Annotated in this window: 12 protein-coding genes; 4 read left to right on the top strand and 8 right to left on the bottom strand. The window is 72.2% G+C overall.

Going from position 1 to position 18,370, the window contains the following annotated elements; all coding sequences use genetic code 11:
* Positions 1 to 5 precede the first annotated feature (5 nt).
* Both ACFWEG_RS15990 and ACFWEG_RS15995 read right to left on the bottom strand, forming a co-directional pair.
* Positions 6 to 1,505, bottom strand: a complete 1,500-nt coding sequence (locus ACFWEG_RS15990) for a polysaccharide pyruvyl transferase family protein (RefSeq protein WP_387214942.1) — start codon at positions 1,503 to 1,505, stop codon at positions 6 to 8.
* 209 nt (positions 1,506 to 1,714) lie between these two features.
* A complete protein-coding gene (locus ACFWEG_RS15995; RefSeq protein WP_387214945.1) occupies positions 1,715 to 2,611 on the bottom strand; it encodes an LLM class flavin-dependent oxidoreductase in 897 nt (298 codons plus the stop codon).
* 110 nt (positions 2,612 to 2,721) lie between these two features.
* Between ACFWEG_RS15995 and ACFWEG_RS16000 the strand changes: the two genes are divergently transcribed.
* Positions 2,722 to 3,591: a Cof-type HAD-IIB family hydrolase gene (locus tag ACFWEG_RS16000; RefSeq protein WP_387214948.1), complete on the top strand. Its 870-nt coding sequence runs from the start codon at positions 2,722 to 2,724 to the stop codon at positions 3,589 to 3,591.
* 45 nt (positions 3,592 to 3,636) lie between these two features.
* Here the strand turns inward: ACFWEG_RS16000 and ACFWEG_RS16005 are convergent, their stop codons facing one another.
* The 5 genes from ACFWEG_RS16005 to hisC all read right to left on the bottom strand — a co-directional run bounded on the left by ACFWEG_RS16005 (position 3,637) and on the right by hisC (position 12,993).
* Positions 3,637 to 5,313, bottom strand: a complete 1,677-nt coding sequence (locus ACFWEG_RS16005) for a GAF domain-containing protein (protein ID WP_387214950.1) — start codon at positions 5,311 to 5,313, stop codon at positions 3,637 to 3,639.
* A 202-nt stretch (positions 5,314 to 5,515) separates the two neighbouring features.
* Entirely contained in the window at positions 5,516 to 9,052 is a 3,537-nt protein-coding gene (gene cydD, locus ACFWEG_RS16010; RefSeq protein WP_387214953.1) for a thiol reductant ABC exporter subunit CydD, read from the bottom strand.
* Between the two features lie 41 nt (positions 9,053 to 9,093).
* Positions 9,094 to 10,095: a cytochrome d ubiquinol oxidase subunit II gene (cydB, locus tag ACFWEG_RS16015; RefSeq protein WP_387214956.1), complete on the bottom strand. Its 1,002-nt coding sequence runs from the start codon at positions 10,093 to 10,095 to the stop codon at positions 9,094 to 9,096.
* Between the two features lie 18 nt (positions 10,096 to 10,113).
* Positions 10,114 to 11,625, bottom strand: a complete 1,512-nt coding sequence (locus ACFWEG_RS16020; protein WP_387214959.1) for a cytochrome ubiquinol oxidase subunit I — start codon at positions 11,623 to 11,625, stop codon at positions 10,114 to 10,116.
* A gap of 282 nt (positions 11,626 to 11,907) precedes the next feature.
* Positions 11,908 to 12,993: a histidinol-phosphate transaminase gene (hisC, locus tag ACFWEG_RS16025; RefSeq protein ID WP_387214962.1), complete on the bottom strand. Its 1,086-nt coding sequence runs from the start codon at positions 12,991 to 12,993 to the stop codon at positions 11,908 to 11,910.
* A gap of 351 nt (positions 12,994 to 13,344) precedes the next feature.
* On the opposite strand from hisC, the gene ACFWEG_RS16030 reads away from it, so the two are divergent.
* The 3 genes from ACFWEG_RS16030 (at position 13,345) to ACFWEG_RS16040 (ending at position 16,855) form a co-directional block, all read left to right on the top strand.
* The gene (locus ACFWEG_RS16030) at positions 13,345 to 14,460 is read left to right on the top strand and encodes a LacI family DNA-binding transcriptional regulator (protein ID WP_387214965.1); all 1,116 of its coding nucleotides are present in this window, start codon (positions 13,345 to 13,347) and stop codon (positions 14,458 to 14,460) included.
* Between the two features lie 197 nt (positions 14,461 to 14,657).
* Positions 14,658 to 15,788: a metallophosphoesterase gene (locus ACFWEG_RS16035; RefSeq protein ID WP_387214968.1), complete on the top strand. Its 1,131-nt coding sequence runs from the start codon at positions 14,658 to 14,660 to the stop codon at positions 15,786 to 15,788.
* 212 nt (positions 15,789 to 16,000) lie between these two features.
* Positions 16,001 to 16,855, top strand: coding sequence for a hypothetical protein (locus ACFWEG_RS16040; RefSeq protein WP_387214971.1), 855 nt, complete (start codon positions 16,001 to 16,003; stop codon positions 16,853 to 16,855).
* A 98-nt stretch (positions 16,856 to 16,953) separates the two neighbouring features.
* On the opposite strand, the gene thiC is transcribed toward ACFWEG_RS16040, so the two are convergent.
* A partial coding sequence (thiC, locus tag ACFWEG_RS16045) for a phosphomethylpyrimidine synthase ThiC (RefSeq protein ID WP_387214974.1) occupies positions 16,954 to 18,370 on the bottom strand: 1,417 nt, incomplete at its 5' end.

Here is an 18,370-nt window from a genome sequence, read left to right on the forward strand (position 1 = left end):
GCCGGTCAGCGGCCTCCGGAACGCGGCAGGCGGGCCCGGCGCCGGAGCGCCGGACCGATGCGCACCAGCACCCGCTTGTCGATGCCCGAGACGCGCTTGTCCGTGGCGGCGGCCTGCTTCTGCAGCGCGGCCACCTGCTTCTGCACGGCGGCGAGCTGCTCCTGAAGCGCGGTCTGCCGCTTCTCGGCCGCGCCGAGCCTCCTCACGAGCTCCTGGTTCTTCCTGTTGAGCCCGTCCAGCCGTCGGCCTGCCGCGGCCCGGTTCCGCTCCTGCTGCGCGCGCAGCGCGTTGAAGCGGTAGGCGAGCGCGCCGTCGTCCGACCCGTCCCACAGGCGCAGGGTCGGCGGCAGGTCCAGGTCCGCCAGCCGGGCGTCGAAGGCGGTGCCGCCGTCGCCGTGGTCGAAGGTGTTCTCCAGCGCGTGCTTGTCGAGGAAGGCCGTGAACCGGCCGAAGCGCTCCCCGTGCCCGTCGAGCATGCCGGAGAAGTCTGCGGCCGCGTACAGGTCGGCGGGGTCGGTGTCGGCGGACAGCTCGCTGAGCATGCGGTGCGGCAGGTCGAAGTAGCGGCAGAGTTCGAGCGTCCGCGAGTCGTGCGCCAGCACCACCGCGGGCGTGCCGGCGAGCAGCGCCGCGATGTTGCCGTGGATGCGGGTGCCGTAGGCGAAGTCGTGGCCGGCGAGCTCCTCGAGCCACACCTTGGGGTCGAGCGGCACCCTGACCTTGCCCTCGCGGAACAGCGGGTGCGTCAACTGCAGGGGGAAGGGCTGGTGGTCGCCGCTCGCGGCGGACAGGTCCCCCCAGAAGAGCAGTTCGGCGTCGACGAGGTTCTGCCCGTAGTAGGTGAGGTGGGGGAAACGTTCCTGCGCGTACTGGGCGATGCCTGCCACATCGCCGACCGGTATCGCGTCCGGCGACAGGTTGATGGCGATCCGGGAGTCGGCGTCCAGCGTGCCGGGGTCGCGCGGGGCGGGGAACGCGCCGCCGTGCAGGAACATCGACGGGCAGCCGATGATGTCCGTCTCACCGAAGCCAAGTCCGCGCAGGTACGAGGCGGTCAGCTCGCCGCGCACACCGATCGTGGCGGAACGACTCAGCACGGCCCGGACGAACCGGCGCACCGACTCCTCCATGGGGCGCAGGACCTCGGTGTCGTAGTCCTCGCCGACCTGCGCACCCACCCCGAGCACGACGACCGGGATCGTCAGCTGCTCGATCAGCGTCGAGAGGCGGTCCAGCGAGGCCTGGAACTGCGGCCGGAAGGCGTTGGCGAGCGGCACGACGAAGACGTCGTACTCCTCGTTGATCTGCCGGGCCCGCTCGGCGGACATGTCGGTCCTGATGCCGTTCGACGTGACCTCGGTGTTCGGCGTCAGCAGGATCTTGTGCGCTGCGTCGCTGAAGAGCAGGTTCCCGGAGTTGGTGCCGAAGAGGTCCTGGTGGATGAACTCCTCGTGCGAGGTCACCCGGAACGGGCTCTTGCCGGAACGGATCAGGATGCGCTTCATGGTCTTCTCCCGGCGGCTCGACGCCGGACCGGTGGACCCGGCCCCCCGCCCCGTCTGCTGTGGCCGCCCCGGCCGGGCACGGCACCGGCACTCTATCCGAGCCCCCCTGACCACCCCCAGACCCACGAGAGCCCCGCATCGGGGCGCCCTCGGTCGCGCGCCGCCCGCCGTACCGGGGCGGCCGTCCGTTCAGCGGCGCGGGCGGTGCGTCACCCGAGCTGGGCGGGGACCTCGACGGCGATCTTCTCGAAGACGGCCTGGTCGGCTGCGAAGTCGGAGTCCGGGATGGGCCAGTGGATCACGAGTTCGTCGATGCCCAGAGCGGCGTGGCGTCCGGCGAAGTCGACGAAGGCATCGACGGAGCGCAGCGGGTCGGTGCGGTCCGGGGTGAACCCGGTGAGCAGGATCCTGTCGAGTTCGGCCGCGTCGCGGCCGATCCCGGCACACGCGTCGGCGAGCCGGTCCAGCTGTCCGCGTACGGCGTCCACCGACTGCTCCGGAGTGCCGTCCTCGTACAGCTTCGGGTCGCCGGTCGTCACCCACGCCTGCCCGTACCGGGCGGCGAGCCGCATGCCGCGCGGGCCGGTGGCCGCCACCGCGAACGGCAGCCGCGGACGCTGGACGCAGCCGGGGATGTTCCGGGCCTCGTGCGCCGTGTAGAAGTCGCCCTCCGAGGAGACGGCGTCCTCCGTCAGCAGCCGGTCGAGGAGTGGGACGAACTCGCCGAAGCGGTCGGCCCGTTCGCGCGGCGTCCAGGGTTCCTGGCCGAGCGCCGTCGCGTCGAAGCCGGTGCCGCCGGCACCGATCCCCAGTGTGACCCGCCCGCCCGAGACGTCGTCCAGGGAGATCAGCTCCTTGGCGAGCGTCACGGGGTGCCGGAAGTTCGGCGAGGTCACCAGCGTGCCCAGGCGCAGCCGGTCGGTCACGGCCGCCGCCGCGGTCAGGGTGGGCAGGGCCCCGAACCACGGCCCGTCGCGGAACGACCGCCAGGAGAGGTGGTCGTAGGTGTACGCCGCGTGGAAGCCGAGCTCCTCCGCCCGCAGCCACTGGTCGCGGCCGCCTTCCGACCAGCGGCGGACGGGGAGGATCACGGTGCTCAGTCGCATGGCTCCGACCCTACGCGGCCGCGGGAACGGCCGCCGCCCCGGCAGGTCGTCGCAGGCGGTGGCCGGTTCGTCACTCAGGTGTGCGCAGTCACGCACAATCGTGCGGGCATATGCGCGACACTTGGCGGGTGACTTCAGCGACCGAACGGCCCCGCACCCCGGCCCCGCGTCCCAGGCCCCGGCTCATCGCCACCGACCTCGACGGGACCCTGCTGCGGGACGACAAGACCGTCTCCCCCCGCACCGTCGCCGCGCTGGCGGCGGCCGAGGAGGCGGGGATCGAGGTCTTCTTCGTGACCGGGCGCCCGGCCCGCTGGATGGAGGTGGTCAGCGAGCACGTCCACGGCCACGGCCTCGCGATCTGCGCCAACGGCGCGGCGGTCGTCGACCTGCACGCCTCGGGCGAGCTGATCCACGTCCGCGACCTGCCCCGCGCCGACGCCCTGGAGGTCGTCCGGACGCTGCGGGCGGCGGTGCCCGGCGCGACGTTCGCCGTCGAGCTGACCACCGGCATCCACTACGAGCCGGAGTACCCGCCGTTCTTCCTCGACCCCGGGGCCTCGATCGGGGCCGCGGAGAAGCTGCTCGACCCGGAGTTCGCGGACGCCCCCGTGCTGAAGCTGCTCACCCACCACCCCGAGATGCGTCCCGACGACTTCCTCACTCTGGCCCGCCAGGCGGCCGGGGGGCTGGCCTCGTTCACCCGCTCCAGCCCCACCGCGCTCCTGGAGATCAGCGGGCGCGGGGTGTCCAAGGCGAGCACGCTGGCCCTGTGCTGCGAGCAGCGCGGCATCGGCCCGGAGGAGGTCGTGGCCTTCGGCGACATGCCCAACGACATCGAGATGCTGACCTGGGCCGGCGCCTCGTACGCCATGGGCAACGCGCACCCGGACGCGCTCGCGGCGGCGTCCGGGTGCACGGTCGGGAACAACGAGGACGGGGTGGCGGTCGTCATCGAGGAGATCCTCGCGGGCGTCTGAGACGGGCCCGGGGCCTCTCCGGACCGTGTGGCTCCCGCGCGTCCGTCACGCCCCGCCGAGTGGGGCCTCCCAGGTCACGGTCGTGCCCGGCCGGGTCCCCGAGCCGCCGAGTCCCGCCCCGAACTCGCTGGTCCCGCCCAGCGCCTCCGCCCGCCGGCGGAGGTTGCGCAGCCCGCTGCGGCGGCCCCCCTCCGGGATGCCCACGCCGTCGTCGGCAACCGTGAGCCTGACCCCGCGCTGCCCGTCCGCGAGGACGGCGGTGGCGTCCACGACCACGTCGATCCGGGTTGCCTGCGCGTGCCGGAAGGCGTTGGACAGCGCCTCGCGCAACGCGGCGACCAGGTTCTTCGTCGTCAGTTCGCCGACGGCGGCGTCGACCGGCCCGATGAACCGGCTGCCCGGCTTGAACCCCAGCGGCACCGACGCCATGTTGATCTCCCGCAGCACCCGGGTCCGCAGCGACGACGGGGCGTCGGCGGGGCCCTGCTGGAGGGCGAAGATGGTTGTGCGGATCTCCTGGATGGTCAGGTCCAGCTCGTCGACGGCCTTGCCCACCCGGTCCCGCACCTCCGGTACATGGGACTTCCGCTGCGCGCCCTCCAGCATCATGCCGGTGGCGAAGAGCCGCTGGACGACCAGGTCGTGCAGGTCGCGGGCGATCCGGTCGCGGTCCTCGTAGACGGCGAGCCGCTCCCGGTCGCGCTGCGCCTGCGCCATGATCAGCGCGAGGGCCGCCTGCGAGGCGAACTGGCCGGCGAGCACGCGCTCCGCCGCGCTGAAGGGTCGGCCGCCCCGCCGTCGGGGGGTCACGAGCGCGCCGAGGACGTGCCCGTCGCTCTTCAGCGGGAGCATCATCGTGGGCCCGAAGTGGGCGGCGATCTCGACGAGGGTCTGCGTCTCGCGGGCCGCGTCGTCGAAGAACTGGGCCTCGCCGGCGAACAGGCGTGCGGCCGCCGGGGTCTCGGGCGGCACGACCGCACCCAGCAGCCCGCGCGGGGCCTCGCCCGGCGTGGCGACCGCCACCACCTCCAGGCCGCCGTCCTCCGCGAACAGCGCGACGATCCCCGCGTCAGCCTCCGCGAGCCGCCGGGCCTGCTCGGCCACGACGGACAGCGAATCGTCCGCGTCCTCGCCCGAGAGCAGGGCCGTCGTCACGGCCACCGATCCGTCGATCCAGCGTTCCCGCTGGGCGGCGGCCTCGTAGAGGCGGGCGTTGCCGATGGCGACGCCCGCCTGGCCGGCCAGGATCTGCACCAGCTTGAGGTCGTCCCGGGTGAACGAGGGGTCGCCGTCCTTGCCGCTGAGATAGAGGTTGCCGAACACCTCACCCTCCACCTGGACGGGGACCCCGAGGAACGTCCGCATCGGCGGGTGGCCGGCCGGCAGGCCCGTGGCGCGTGGGTCGACAGTGAGGTCGTCGAGCAGGATCGGCCCGGGATCCTTGATCAACGCTCCGAGCAGCCCGGACCGGCCGTCCGGGCGGCGGCCGATCCGCTCCGCCTCCGCCGGGGGGACGCCGTAGGTGACGAACTCGGCCAGTCCGCCGCGCTCCTTGTCGATGACCCCGAGCGCCGCGTACCGGGCGCCGGTCAGCCAGGCCGCCGTCTCGCAGATCCGGTCGAGGGTGGCCGGCAGTTCGAGGCCGGTGCCGACCGAGAGCACAGCCTCCAGGAGGCGCGGCGCCCGCGCGGCCATGGCGGCGGAGTTCAGTGGCGGAGTCATGGTTCGAGGCTAATCACCCCGGCTTGGAGCGGAAAGTCGGATTCCTCACGGGATCCGCCGCGAAGCACGAGTCGCGCCGCGAAGCGAGGGACGCGCCGCGGAGCGAGGGACGCGCCGCGGAGCGAGGGACGTGCCGCCGAGCAAGGGTCGCGCCGCGAGGCAGGGGACGCGCCGCGAGGCAGCCCGCCCCCGCGTGTCACCGTCACACCGCCGCCGGCTCCACCTCCCGCTCACGGTCCAGCATCCGCCGCAGCGGCCCCTCCACCGCCCGCAGCTCCGCGAACCCGCCGCGCTGAACGATCCGGCCGCCGTCGAGCACGATCACCTCGTCGATCGCGCCAGGCGCCTCGAGCCCGGCCAGCCGGTGCGTGATCAGCACCGTCGTGCGGCCCTCGGTGGCCGCCAGGAGGTCCGCGGTGAGCGCGTCCGCCGTGGGCAGGTCGAGGTGCTCGGCCGGCTCGTCGAGCACCAGGACGGGGAAGTCCGCGAGCAGCGCCCGGGCCAGCGCGAGCCGCTGCCGCTGGCCTCCGGAGATCCGCGCCCCGTGCTCGCCCACCAGGGTGTCGAGCCCGTCGGGCAGCCCGTCGGTCCACTCCAGGAGCCGCGCCCCGGCCAGCGCCCGGCGCAGCTCGTCCTCGCTCGCACCGGGCCGCGCGAGCCGCAGGTTCTCCCGGACCGAACTGTCGAAGACGTGCGCGTCCTGGGCGCACAGTCCGACCGCACGCCGCACGTCGTCGCTCCCCATCGCCTGGGCGTCGACCTCGCCGAGCGCGTACGTGCCCCGCTCCGGATCCAGGAAGCGCAGCAGCACCTGGGCGAGTGTCGTCTTGCCCGATCCGGAGGCTCCGACCACCGCGATCCGCTTCCCGGCCGTGAGTTCCATATCGACCCCGTCGAGCGCGGGCCGCTCCTGGCCCGGGTGGCGGGCGGTGATCCCGCGCAGCCGCAGCGGGAACGGCGACTCCGGGGCGGGCACCGCTTCGGCCGGCTCGTGGACGGGCTCGGGGGAGTCCAGTACGTCGAAGACCCGCTCGGCGCTGCGGCGGGCCCGCTGGCGGAACTGCACCGCGAGCGGCATCCCGGCGACCGTCTCGAACGCGGCGAGCGGCAGCAGCACCACCACGGCGAGCACGACCCCGTCCAGTCGGCCGTCCACGACCCCCTGGACCCCGACCGCCGCGGCTCCCGCCACGGTCAGTCCGGTGACCAGGGCCGTCAGTCCCGCTCCGAGCGCGGTCGCGGCCGCGCCCCGACGGGCGATCGCGGTGAGCACCTTGTCGGCCTCCCGCACCGCCGCCGTGCGCCGCGGCAGCACGCCGGCGACCGTCAGCTCGGCCGTGCCCGTGAGCAGGTCGGCCACCCGAGTCGCCAGCACCCCGCGGGCGGGCGCGAGCCGCTCCTCGGCCCGGCGGGCGACCGCCCCGCCGAGCGCCGGCACGGCGATCCCCGCGAGCAGCAGACCGGCCGCGAGTACCGCGCCGGCCGCCGGGAGCAGCCAGGTGGTGACGCCGACCGCGGCGACACCGACCACGGTGGCCGCGCCCGCCGGGAGGAGCCACCGGAGCCAGTAGTCCTGCAGGGCGTCCACGTCGGCGACGAGCCGGGCGAGCAGGTCGCCCCGGCGCCGCTCCCCGAGGCCCGCGGGCGCGAGGCGCTCCAGCCGCCGGTAGACGGCGACCCGTGTCGCGGCCAGCAGGCGCAGCACCGCGTCATGGGTGACCAGGCGCTCCGCGTAGCGGAACACCGCGCGGCCGATCCCGAACGCGCGGGTCGCGGTGACCGCGACCATCAGATAGAGCACCGGCGGTTGTTCGGAGGCCCGCGAGATCAGCCAGCCGGAGACGCCCATCAGCCCGACGCCGCAGGCGAGCGCGAGACTGCCGAGGAGCAACCCCCACGCCATCCGTCCGCGCTGCTCGTCGGCCGTCCGGCGAACACGACGCAGGGGATGCGCGGCCCTCACGGCCGACGGGACGTCGGCGGGCTCGGTTTCACGTGAAACATCTCCGCGAGGAGCCGATGTTTCACGTGAAACCAGGCCGGCGTCGAGCGATGTTTCACGTGAAACATCGCTCCCGGTCCGCGGGAGGGCTCCCGCCTCCTGAGCGGTCCCACCGAGCCTCACCACCCGGTCCGCCACCGCGAGCAGCGCCGGCCGGTGCACGACGAGGACGACCGTGCGCCCCGCCGCCAGCCGGCGGACCGCGGCCACGATGCCCGCCTCGGTCTCGCCGTCGAGGGCCGCCGTCGGCTCGTCCAGGAGGACCACCGGACGGTCGGCCAAGAAGGCCCGGGCCAGCGCGAGGCGCTGCCGCTGCCCCGCCGAGAGCCCTGAACCGTCCTCGCCCAGGGCGAAGTCCAGTCGGCCGGGCAGGTCGCGGACGAAGTCCGCCGCCCCCGCCTCACGCAGCGCCGCCCACACCGCAGGATCGTCCGCGTCGGGCCGGGCCAAGCGCACGTTGTCGGCGACCGTGCCGGCAAAGAGGTGCGGGCGCTGCGGCACCCAGGCCACCCGCTCCCGCCAGCGGTCGAGGTCGAGCTCCGACAGCTCCGTCCCACCGACCGTCACGCGACCGGAGGCCGGTTCGGTGAACCCGAGGATCACCTGCAGGAGCGTCGACTTACCCGCCCCGCTGGGGCCGACGACCGCGACCGTCTCCCCCGCGCCGATCGCGAAGGAACCCGACTCCAGCGACGGGTGCGTGCGACCGGGGTGCCTTAGGACCACGTCGTCGACGACGATCGAGGCCCCGGTGGGCACCGGCGCCGTGCCGCCGCGCCGCACCGGGGTCTCCAGGACGGCGAAGACCTCCTCCGCGGCGGCCAGTCCCTCCGCGGCGGCGTGGTACTGGGCCCCCACCTGACGCAGGGGCAGATAGGCCTCGGGGGCGAGGATCAGGATCACGAGCCCCGTGAAGAGGTCGAGGTCGCCGTGGACCAGCCGCATGCCGATGCCGACCGCGACCAGCGCGACCGAGATCGTGGCGAGCAGTTCCAGGGCGAAGGACGACAGGAAGGCGATGCGCAGCGTCCGCAGGGTCGCCTGCCGGTACTCGTCGGTGATCCGGCGGATCGACTCGGCCTGCGCCTTCGCCCGGCCGAAGACCTTCAGGGTCGGCAGCCCCGCCACCACGTCCAGGAAGTGACCGGAGAGCCGGGAGAGCAGCCGCCACTGCCGGTCCATCCGGGCCTGCGTCGCCCAGCCGATCAGCATCATGAAGACCGGGATCAGCGGCAGGGTGATCACGATGGTGAGCGCCGAGATCCAGTCCTCGGTGACGATCCGGGCGAGCACCGCCACCGGCACCACCACCGCGAGTCCCAGTTGCGGCAGGTAGCGGGCGAAGTAGTCGTCGAGCGCGTCGACACCCCGGGTGGCGAGGGTCACCAGCGACCCGGTGCGCTGTCCGCCCAGCCACCCCGGCCCGAGCTCTCCCGCCCGGGCGAGGAGCCGCCCTCGCAGCTCCGACTTCACCGCCGCGCCGGCCCGGTGCGCGGCCAGCTCCGTCAGCCAGGCGACCGCCGCGCGCCCCACCGCGACCGCGACGAGCAGCAGCAGCGGGGTGCGCAGGTCGGCGATCCCCTCACCTCGCTGGAACCCGCCCACCACCACCTCGGCGATGAGCATCGCCTGGGCGATGACCAGGAGGGCGCCGGTCAGACCGAGCCCGACCACGGCCGCCAGGAAGAGCCGGGTGGCGCGGGCGTACCTCAGGAGTCGCGGGTCGATCGGTTTCACGTGAAACATCCCCCAACGGGGTCGGCGGGGTCCGGACCGGGTCAGTGCGCGTCGGCGATGTGCTGGGTGCCGATCCGCTTGCGGAACACCCAGTAGGTCCAGCCCTGGTAGAGCAGGACGACGGGGGTCGCGATCGCCGCGCACCACGTCATGATCTTCAGGGTGTACGGGCTGGAGGCGGCGTTGGTCACCGTCAGGCTCCACGCGCTGTCCAGCGACGACGGCATGACGTTCGGGAACATCGCCAGGAACAGCATCGCGAAGGACGCGGCGACCACGACGCCGGAGAGGGCGAACGCCCACCCCTCCCGCCCCCGTCCGTTCAGCACGACGGCGGCGACGAGGGCGGCCAGGGCGACCAGCAGAGCGACGGCGCTGCTGCCGCCGCCGTAGGAGAGCTGGCCCCAGCCGAGGTAGAGGGCCGCGATCAGGACGAGGACCGCGCCCAGCCGCCCGGCGAGCTGCCGGGCCCGGCCCCGGATGTCGCCCACCGTCTTGAGGGCGGTGAACACCGCCCCGTGGAAGGTGAAGAGCACCACGGTGAACACCCCGCCGAGCAGGGCGAACGGGTTGAGCAGGTCGAGGACGGTGCCGGCGTACTCGTGGTCGCTGTCCAGCGGCACTCCGCGCAGCATGTTGGCGAAGGCGACGCCGAAGAGCAGCGCGAGCAGCAGGGAGGCGTAGAAGATCACGTTCTCCCAGGCCCGCTGCCAGCTCTCGTCGTCACGCTTGGCCCGGTACTCGAAGGCGACCACCCGCACGATCAGGGCCACCAGCACCAGGAGCAGGGGCAGATAGAACCCGGAGAAGAGGGTGGCGTACCACTCGGGGAAGGCGGCGAAGGTCGCCCCGCCCGCGGTGAGCAGCCAGACCTCGTTGCCGTCCCAGACCGGGCCGATGGTGTTGATGAGGACGCGGCGCTCCTTGCGGTCGCGGGCCAGGACCTTGGTGAGGATGCCGACCCCGAAGTCGAAGCCCTCCAGGAAGAAGAAGCCGATCCACAGGACGGCGATGAGCACGAACCAGACGTCGTGTAGTTCCACAGTGCGCTCCCTAGCCCGTCAGTAGGAGAAGGCCATCGGCCGGTCGGGGTCGTGGTCGTCGTCCCCGCCGATCTTCTTGGGCGGGTCGAGGTCGTCCTCGGTGAGTTCGGGCGGTCCCGCCTTGGCGTACTTGAGCAGCAGCTTGATCTCGACGACGGCGAGGATCGCGTAGAGGCTCGTCAGGACGACGAGGCTGGTGAGCATCTCGCCCTGGGAGACCGACGGCGAGACGGAGTCCTCGGTGCGGATGAGGCCGTAGACGGCCCAGGGTTGGCGGCCCGTCTCGGTGAAGATCCAGCCCCAGGAGTTGGCGATCAGCGGGAAGCCGAGCGTCCAGACGGACAGGGTCCAGTACCAGCGGCCGATCCCCGGTCCGAGTTCGGTCTTCTTCGTCAGCGCGAGACGGGGCACCTCGTCCTCGCTCGTCCGCAGCTCTGGTGCGAGCCAGAGCCTGCGGCGGGTGAGGTAGAGGCCGGCGGCGCCCAGGGTGACCGACGCCATGCCGAAGCCGATCATCCAGCGGAAGCCCCAGTAGGCGGTGGGGATGTTCGGCCGGTAGTCGCCCGGTCCGTACTTCTCCTGCTCGGCCGCGTTCACGTCGTTGATGCCGGGGACGCACTCCTTGAGGTTGCTGTCGGCGAGGAAGGAGAGGATGGCGGGGATCTCGACGGCGACCTTGTTGTGCCCCTTGTCCACGTCGCCGACGGCGAACAGGGAGAAGGGGGCCGGGCACTCGGTCTCCCAGAGCGCCTCCGCGGCGGCCATCTTCATCGGCTGCTGCTTGAACATCACCTTGGCGAGCTGGTCCCCGCTGAGCGCGGTGAGCGCGCCCGAGATCAGCAGCACCACCAGGCCGAGCCGGAGCGAGGTCCGCATCACCGGGATGTGCTGCTTCTTGCGCAGGTGCCAGGCGGCGATGCCGACCATGAACGCGCCGCCGGTCAGGAAGGCCGCGGTGAGCGTGTGCCCGACGACGACCAGGGTGGTGTCCTGCGTCAGCACCTTCCAGATGTCGGTCAGCTCGGCGCGGCCGGACTCCTTGTTGATCCGGTAGCCCACGGGGTGCTGCATCCAGGAGTTCGCGGCCAGGATGAAGTACGAGGAGAGGATCGTGCCCAGGGAGACCATCCACATCGTCGCGCAGTGCAGCTTCTTGGGCAGCTTGTCCCAGCCGAAGATCCACAGGCCGATGAAGGTGGACTCGAAGAAGAAGGCGATGAGTGCCTCGAAGGCGAGCGGGGCGCCGAAGACGTCGCCGACGAAGCGCGAGTAGTCCGACCAGTTCATGCCGAACTGGAACTCCTGCACGATGCCGGTGGCGACGCCCATGGCGATGTTGATGAGGAAGAGCTTTCCCCAGAACTTCGTCGCCTTGAGGTACTTCTCCTTGCCCGTCCGCACCCAGGCGGTCTCCAGGCCGGCGACGAGCGCGGCGAGGGAGATCGTCAGTGGGACGAACAGGAAGTGGTAGACGGTGGTGATGCCGAACTGCCATCGCGCCAGGGTCTCTGGTGCCAGAGCTAGGTCCACGTCGTCGTTCTCCTTAGGTCGCCGTGGTCACCGCAGCGGCGTCGTCCCCGCAGCACCGCCGATATCCGGAGCAACCGGGACACGCTTGTGAACGCGTTCACATTCACAAGCATTATGTCGTACGGGTATACGAGCTCGGTAACGGGGGGGCCGTTAGTCCCGCCACACTCCGCCGGTAGCCTTCGCCCGGCCTGGAACGCCGAGGTCCCGGCACGCGTCCGCCGGGGACGCCGAGGTCCCGGCGGTCACGCGTCCGCCGGGACCTCGTCGGAACCGCCGACGTCAGAGCTCCTTGCGGTACGCCTCCGCCGCCTGCAGGAAGAGGTCGTTGCCGGCGACCTCGCCGATGGTCGCCCGCATCCCCTCGCCGGCGAAGGGCCGGACCACGACCCCGGCCCGCTCGCAGGCCGCGGCGAAGTCGAGCGTCCGCTCCCCCAGCCGCAGCCACACGAAGTTCGCCTGCGTCTCCGGCACCGTCCAGCCCTGGCCGCGCAGCGCCTCGACGACCCGGCCCCGTTCGACCACCAGCGCCTCGACCCGCTCCAGAAGGGCGTCCTCCGCGCGCAGGGAGGCCACGGCCGCGTCCTGCGCGAGCTGGCTCACCCCGAACGGCACGGCCGTCTTGCGCAGCGCCGCGGCGACCGGCTCGTGCGCCACCGCGAAGCCCACCCGCAGCCCGGCCAGCCCGTACGCCTTGGAGAAGGTGCGCAGCACGCAGACGTTCGGCCGGTCCCGGTAGAGCTCGATGCCGTCCGGGACGTCGGCGTCGCGGATGAACTCCCGGTACGCCTCGTCGAGCACCACGAGCACGTCGGCGGGCACCCGGTCGAGGAAACGTTCCAGCTCGGCCCGGCGCACCACGGTCCCGGTGGGGTTGTTGGGGTTGCACACGAAGATCAGCCGGGTGCGGTCGGTGATCGCGTCGGCCATCGCGTCCAGGTCGTGCACGTCGCCGTCCGTGAGCGGCACCCGGACGGAGGTCGCCCCGCTGATCTGCGTGATGATCGGATAGGCCTCGAACGACCGCCAGGCGTAGATCACCTCGTCGCCCGGCCCCGACGTCGCCTGGACCAGGGACTGCGCCACCCCGACCGACCCCGTACCGGTCGCCAGGTGCGACTGCGGCACCCCGAAGTGCTCCGCCAGCTCCGCCGTCAGCGCCGAACACGCCATGTCCGGGTAGCGGTTGAACGAGCCGGCCGCCGCGACGGCGCTCTCCATCACGCCGGGAAGCGGCGGGTACGGGTTCTCGTTGGAGGACAGCTTGTAGGCCGGCGCCCCGCCCTCGGCCGCCGCGGCCGGCCTTCCGGGCTTGTACGTCGGGATGCCGTCCAGCGCGCCGCGCAGACGGGGGCTCTTCTCGCTCACTGCCGTGTCCCTTCCCAGGATCGAATACTCCTCACCCTATGAGGATTCGCGTCCGCTGCGAACGGTCCGGGAGAAGGGCGTACGCGAAGGGGGGTGGTGAAGGCATATATGACGCGCGCCCCTGGCTCACCCCGTGGCGCGCGTCACCCGTGCAGGTGAGTTGCGGGCTCACCCCAAGAAGGAGGCCTGCCTGGGCTGCGGACCGCCGCGCGCTGTCCCTTGCGACCGGACACCGTCAACTGCCTCTCAAACGAAGGCGGATGAAATTATGGATCTTGCAGAAACGTACCGGCGCACCTCTGCATATGCACCACTGCCATTCGGCCCCCCGCGCCCTACTATCGGCTCGCCATGACAGCAGCAGGGAAGCACCAGGTGAGCCGGGCGGAGACCACGCGCCGGGGAAACCGGCCGGGGCGGGCGGGGATCAGGGACGTCGCCGCAGCGGCCGGTGTCTCCATCACGACCGTCTCCGACGCGCTCAACGGCAAGGGACGACTCCCCGACGCCACCCGCACCCACGTCCGCGAGGTCGCCGACCGGCTCGGCTACCGCCCGTCCGCCGCGGCCCGCACGCTCCGTACCGGGAAGTCGGGCCTCATCGGCCTGACGGTGACGACCTACGGGGACGAACCGTTCACCTTCACCGAGTTCGCGTACTTCGCGGAGATGGCCAGAGCCGCCACCTCCGCCGCGCTGGCCCGCGGCTACGCCCTCGTCATCCTGCCCGCCACGTCGCGGCTGAGCCCCGTGGACGTCTGGTCGAACGTCGCCCTCGACGGAACCGTCGTCGTCGACCCGTCTGACCAGGACCCGGTCGTCCTCGAGCTCGCCCAGCAGGGACTGCCCGTCGTCTCCGACGGCCGGCCGGCGGGCACCCTGCCGGTCACCGCCTGGGTCGACAACGACCACGAGGCGGCCGTGCTCGACATCCTCGACCACCTGGCCGACTCCGGCGCCCGCCGGATCGGGCTGCTCACCGGCACCTCGACCGACACCTACACCCGGCTCTCCACCGAGGCCTACCTCAGCTGGTGCGGTCGCGTGGGCCAGGATCCGGTGTACGAGGCCTACCCGGCCCACGACCCGTGCGCCGGCGCCGTCGCCGCCGACCGCCTCCTCGCCCGCCCCGACCGGCCCGACGCGGTCTACGGGCTGTTCGACCCCAACGGCACCGACCTGCTCGCCGCCGCCCGCCGCTACGGACTGCGGGTCCCCGACGACCTGCTGCTGGTCTGCTGCAGCGAGTCCGTCGTCTACGCGAGCACCGAACCGCCCGTCACGACGCTCTCCCTCAAGCCGCGCCGGATCGGCACGGCCGTCGTCCAGCTCCTCATCGACGCGATCGAGGGCGTCGTCGGAGACGGCCCGGTGGAACAGGTGATACCGACCGAGCTGATCGTTCGCACCTCGTCCCAGCGCCGCACCCACCGCACGACCGTCAGTCCGCCGCGCGCGCCGTCCTGACCGGCGCGTCCCCGGCGGAGAATCTTGGCAAAACCCGTGGAAAAGCCGCGTGTCGTCCCCGGCCGGCCGCGGGTCCGCCCCGATTGACCACCCCTGGTGCATCACACGCAGCGATCCGCATTCCTATGATGGGCGCACGACACCGGGGACGGCCGTGGACCAGGCCGGAGGCATTCGGTGCACGGCGGCGCGCGACGGTGGTGGAGGGGTCGATGACTCAGGGGGCCGGTCAAGGACCCGCGATGCGTACGGAAGCGCACCGCGACTTCCGCGTACCGCCGTACGTGCACGAGACCGGCCCGGAGTACGACTCCGCCGCCCCGGCCTTCCACCCCGAACCCACGGGCCACCCCGTCGCGGCCTACCCGGACGACCGCTACGGCGGGGAGTACCCCGAGGGCTACACCCCCACCCAGCGCGACCTCCCGGTCATCAGCCGCGACGACGCCCAGCGGGAGGGCGCCCGCGACCTGCCGAACGGCTACGGCGAGGCGGGCGGCGGCCGCGGTCCGCTCTTCGTCGTCGGCGACGTCCACGGCTACCTCGACGAGCTCCTCGACGCGCTGCACACCCAGGGCCTGGTCGACGGCGAAGGCCGCTGGTGCGGCGGGACGGCCCGGCTCTGGTTCCTCGGCGACTTCACCGACCGCGGCCCCGACGGCATCGGCGTCATCGACCTCGTCATGCGGCTCTCCGCCGAGGCCGCCGCGGCCGGCGGCTACTGCAAGGCGCTGATGGGCAACCACGAACTGCTCCTCATCGGCGCCAAGCGCTTCGCCGACACCCCCGTCAACTCCGGTGCCGGCACGGCCACGTTCCAGGCGGCCTGGCTCCTGAACGGCGGCCAGAAGAGCGACATGGACCGCCTGGAGGACCACCACCTCCAGTGGATGTCCCGCCTCGACGCCGTCGTCGAGGAGGACGGCCATCTGCTGCTCCACTCCGACACCACGGCCTACCTCGACTACGGCTCCTCCGTGACCGACGTCAACGACGGCATCCACGAGGTGCTCACCCGCGGTGACGCCGACGAGTGCTGGGACCTCTTCCGCAAGCTCACCAAGCGCTTCGCCTTCCGCGACGAGGGCGGTGCCGGCGCGGCCCGCGAACTCCTCGACACCTTCGGCGGCACCCGGGTCGTCCACGGCCACAGCCCCATCCCGTACCTGCTGGGTGAGGTGGGTTCCGAGGACGGCGACGGGCCGCGGCGCGCGGAGGTCGAAGGTCCGCACGTGTACGCGGACGGGCTCGCGATCGCCATGGACGGCGGGGTCACCATGGCGGGCAAGCTGCTCGTCGTCCAGTTGCCACTCCCGGCCCGGGTGTGACCGAGGGTGACGACCGGCCCGGCGGTCGCCAGGTACTCCTACGCTGCGGCCGCCGGGACAATGCCCTGTCGGCTCGGCCAAATCCGTAAACCCTCTGTCACCGGGTGCCGGAATCCCTCTACCCTGGGCCTGTCCGTAGCGGGCTCTCCGTCGTTCCCGCCCCACCGCCCTGCATGACGGCGCAATCCAGCGGCCCCACGGAGCATCGGGGGATGTCCATGAACAGCGCTCCGCATCTGCTCAACGAGGACCGTCAGGAATTCGAGCGGACCCTGGACGAGGCATTGCGCACGGCATCGGGTCATCCGGATTTCGAGGGTCTCGGGAACCGGCTCAATCCCGAACAGCTCCGCACCCTGGCGCTCAACGCCACCGCCCTGATCATGGCGCCGGTGGCCGGTGAGTACGGGCACTTCGTGCAGGTCCGTGCGGACCTGCGGGACACGGCGGCCGGGCGGGAGCAGCGCGCGTCCGAGGGCGGTCTCACCGCCTCGCTCCAGACCGTCGCCGCGGCCGGCGAGGTGGCCGCCGGCTCGGGGGCCGGCCTTGCCGCCGTCGTCGCGGTCCTCACCCCGGTGCTCGCCGGAGCCGCGGCGGCGATCTTCCTCCTGGTGGGCTACGCCCTGAAGCTGCTGACGCCCGAGCCCGGTCTCGCCGACACCATGCTCACCGCCGGCTGGATCTTCGGAGCCGTCACCGCCGTGGCCATCCTGGTGGCCGGCGTCGGGCTGCTGCTCACCGCTCTGCGCAACGCCTCCACCTCGCTCGGCGCGGACGAGTACGGCGTTCGCTCCGAGGAACTCGACCGGGCACGCGACGCCTGGCGCGAGGCCCTGCTCCAGCGCGGGATCCTGCCCTTCCTCCGCGAGGCGCTCGCCGCGCCCGAGTCCTCGCCTACTGGCCCCGAACACGGCTCGGGGCCAGTAGGCCGCATCCCGCACCTCGGCTACCACAGCCCGGGCTTCTCCAGCCCGGACGGCGGGCAGTCGGCGGGGCACCGCCCGTCCTTCTCCAGCCCGGACTACTCCAGTCCCGACTTCGGCGGACCGGAGACGAAACCGGAATGACGACCGGCGGGAGACGCCGCGCCGGGTTCGGCGCGGCGCTCCTCCCACCTCAGGTCATGTTTCACGTGAAACATCCGGACGGTGTTTCACGTGAAACATCAGTCGGCGATCGGCAGATACACCCGGTTCCCGGCGGCGGCGAATTCCCTGGACTTCTCCGCCATTCCCGACTCGATCTCCTCCTGGGTTCCCCCGTGCTCCCGCCGGATGTCCTGGGAGATCTTCATCGAGCAGAACTTCGGCCCGCACATCGAGCAGAAGTGCGCCGTCTTCGCGGGTTCGGCGGGCAGCGTCTCGTCGTGGAACTCCCGTGCCGTGTCGGGGTCGAGGGCCAGGTTGAACTGGTCCTCCCAGCGGAACTCGAACCGCGCGTCCGACAGCGCGTCGTCCCACTCCTGCGCGCCGGGATGCCCCTTGGCGAGGTCCGCGGCGTGGGCCGCGATCTTGTAGGTGATCACCCCGGTCTTCACGTCGTCCCGGTTCGGCAGGCCGAGGTGCTCCTTCGGCGTGACGTAGCAGAGCATCGCCGTTCCCCACCAGGCGATCATCGCGGCCCCGATCCCGGACGTGATGTGGTCGTAGGCGGGTGCCACGTCCGTCGTCAGCGGGCCGAGGGTGTAGAACGGCGCCTCCTCGCAGATCTCCTGCTGTAGGTCGATGTTCTCCTTGATCTTGTGCATCGGGACATGGCCCGGGCCCTCGATCATCGTCTGCACGTGGTGCCGCTTGGCGATCGTGTTCAGCTCGCCGAGCGTGCGCAGCTCCGCGAACTGCGCCTCGTCGTTGGCGTCCGCGATGGAGCCGGGCCGCAGCCCGTCGCCGAGGGAGTAGGTGACGTCGTACGAGGCGAGGATCTCGCAGAGTTCCTCGAAGTGCTCGTAGAGGAACGACTCCTTGTGGTGGGCCAGGCACCAGGCCGCCATGATGGAGCCGCCGCGCGAGACGACGCCCGTCTTGCGCCGCGCGGTGAGCGGCACGTACGCGAGGCGCACCCCGGCGTGGACGGTCATGTAGTCGACACCCTGCTCGGCCTGCTCGATGACCGTGTCCTTGTAGACCTCCCAGCTCAGTTCCTCGGCCCGGCCGTCGACCTTCTCCAGTGCCTGGTACAGCGGCACGGTGCCGATGGGCACCGGGGCGTTCCTGAGGATCCACTCACGGGTCGTGTGGATGTTCCGGCCGGTGGAGAGGTCCATGACGGTGTCGGCGCCCCACCGGGTGGCCCAGGTCATCTTGTCCACCTCCTCCTCGATGGAGGAGGTGACGGCGGAGTTGCCGATGTTGGCGTTGACCTTCACCAGGAACCGCTTGCCGATGATCATCGGTTCGATCTCGGGGTGGTTCACGTTCGCGGGAAGCACCGCGCGGCCGGCCGCGATCTCCTCGCGCACCACCTCGGGGCTGACGTTCTCGCGGAGGGCCACGTACTCCATCTCGGGGGTGACCTCGCCCCGCCGCGCGTAGGCGAGCTGGGTGACGGCCCGACCCGGGCGTCCGCGCCGCGGCAGGCGCGGA

The organism is Streptomyces sp. NPDC060194, from assembly GCF_042728285.1.
Lineage (GTDB): Bacteria > Actinomycetota > Actinomycetes > Streptomycetales > Streptomycetaceae > Streptomyces.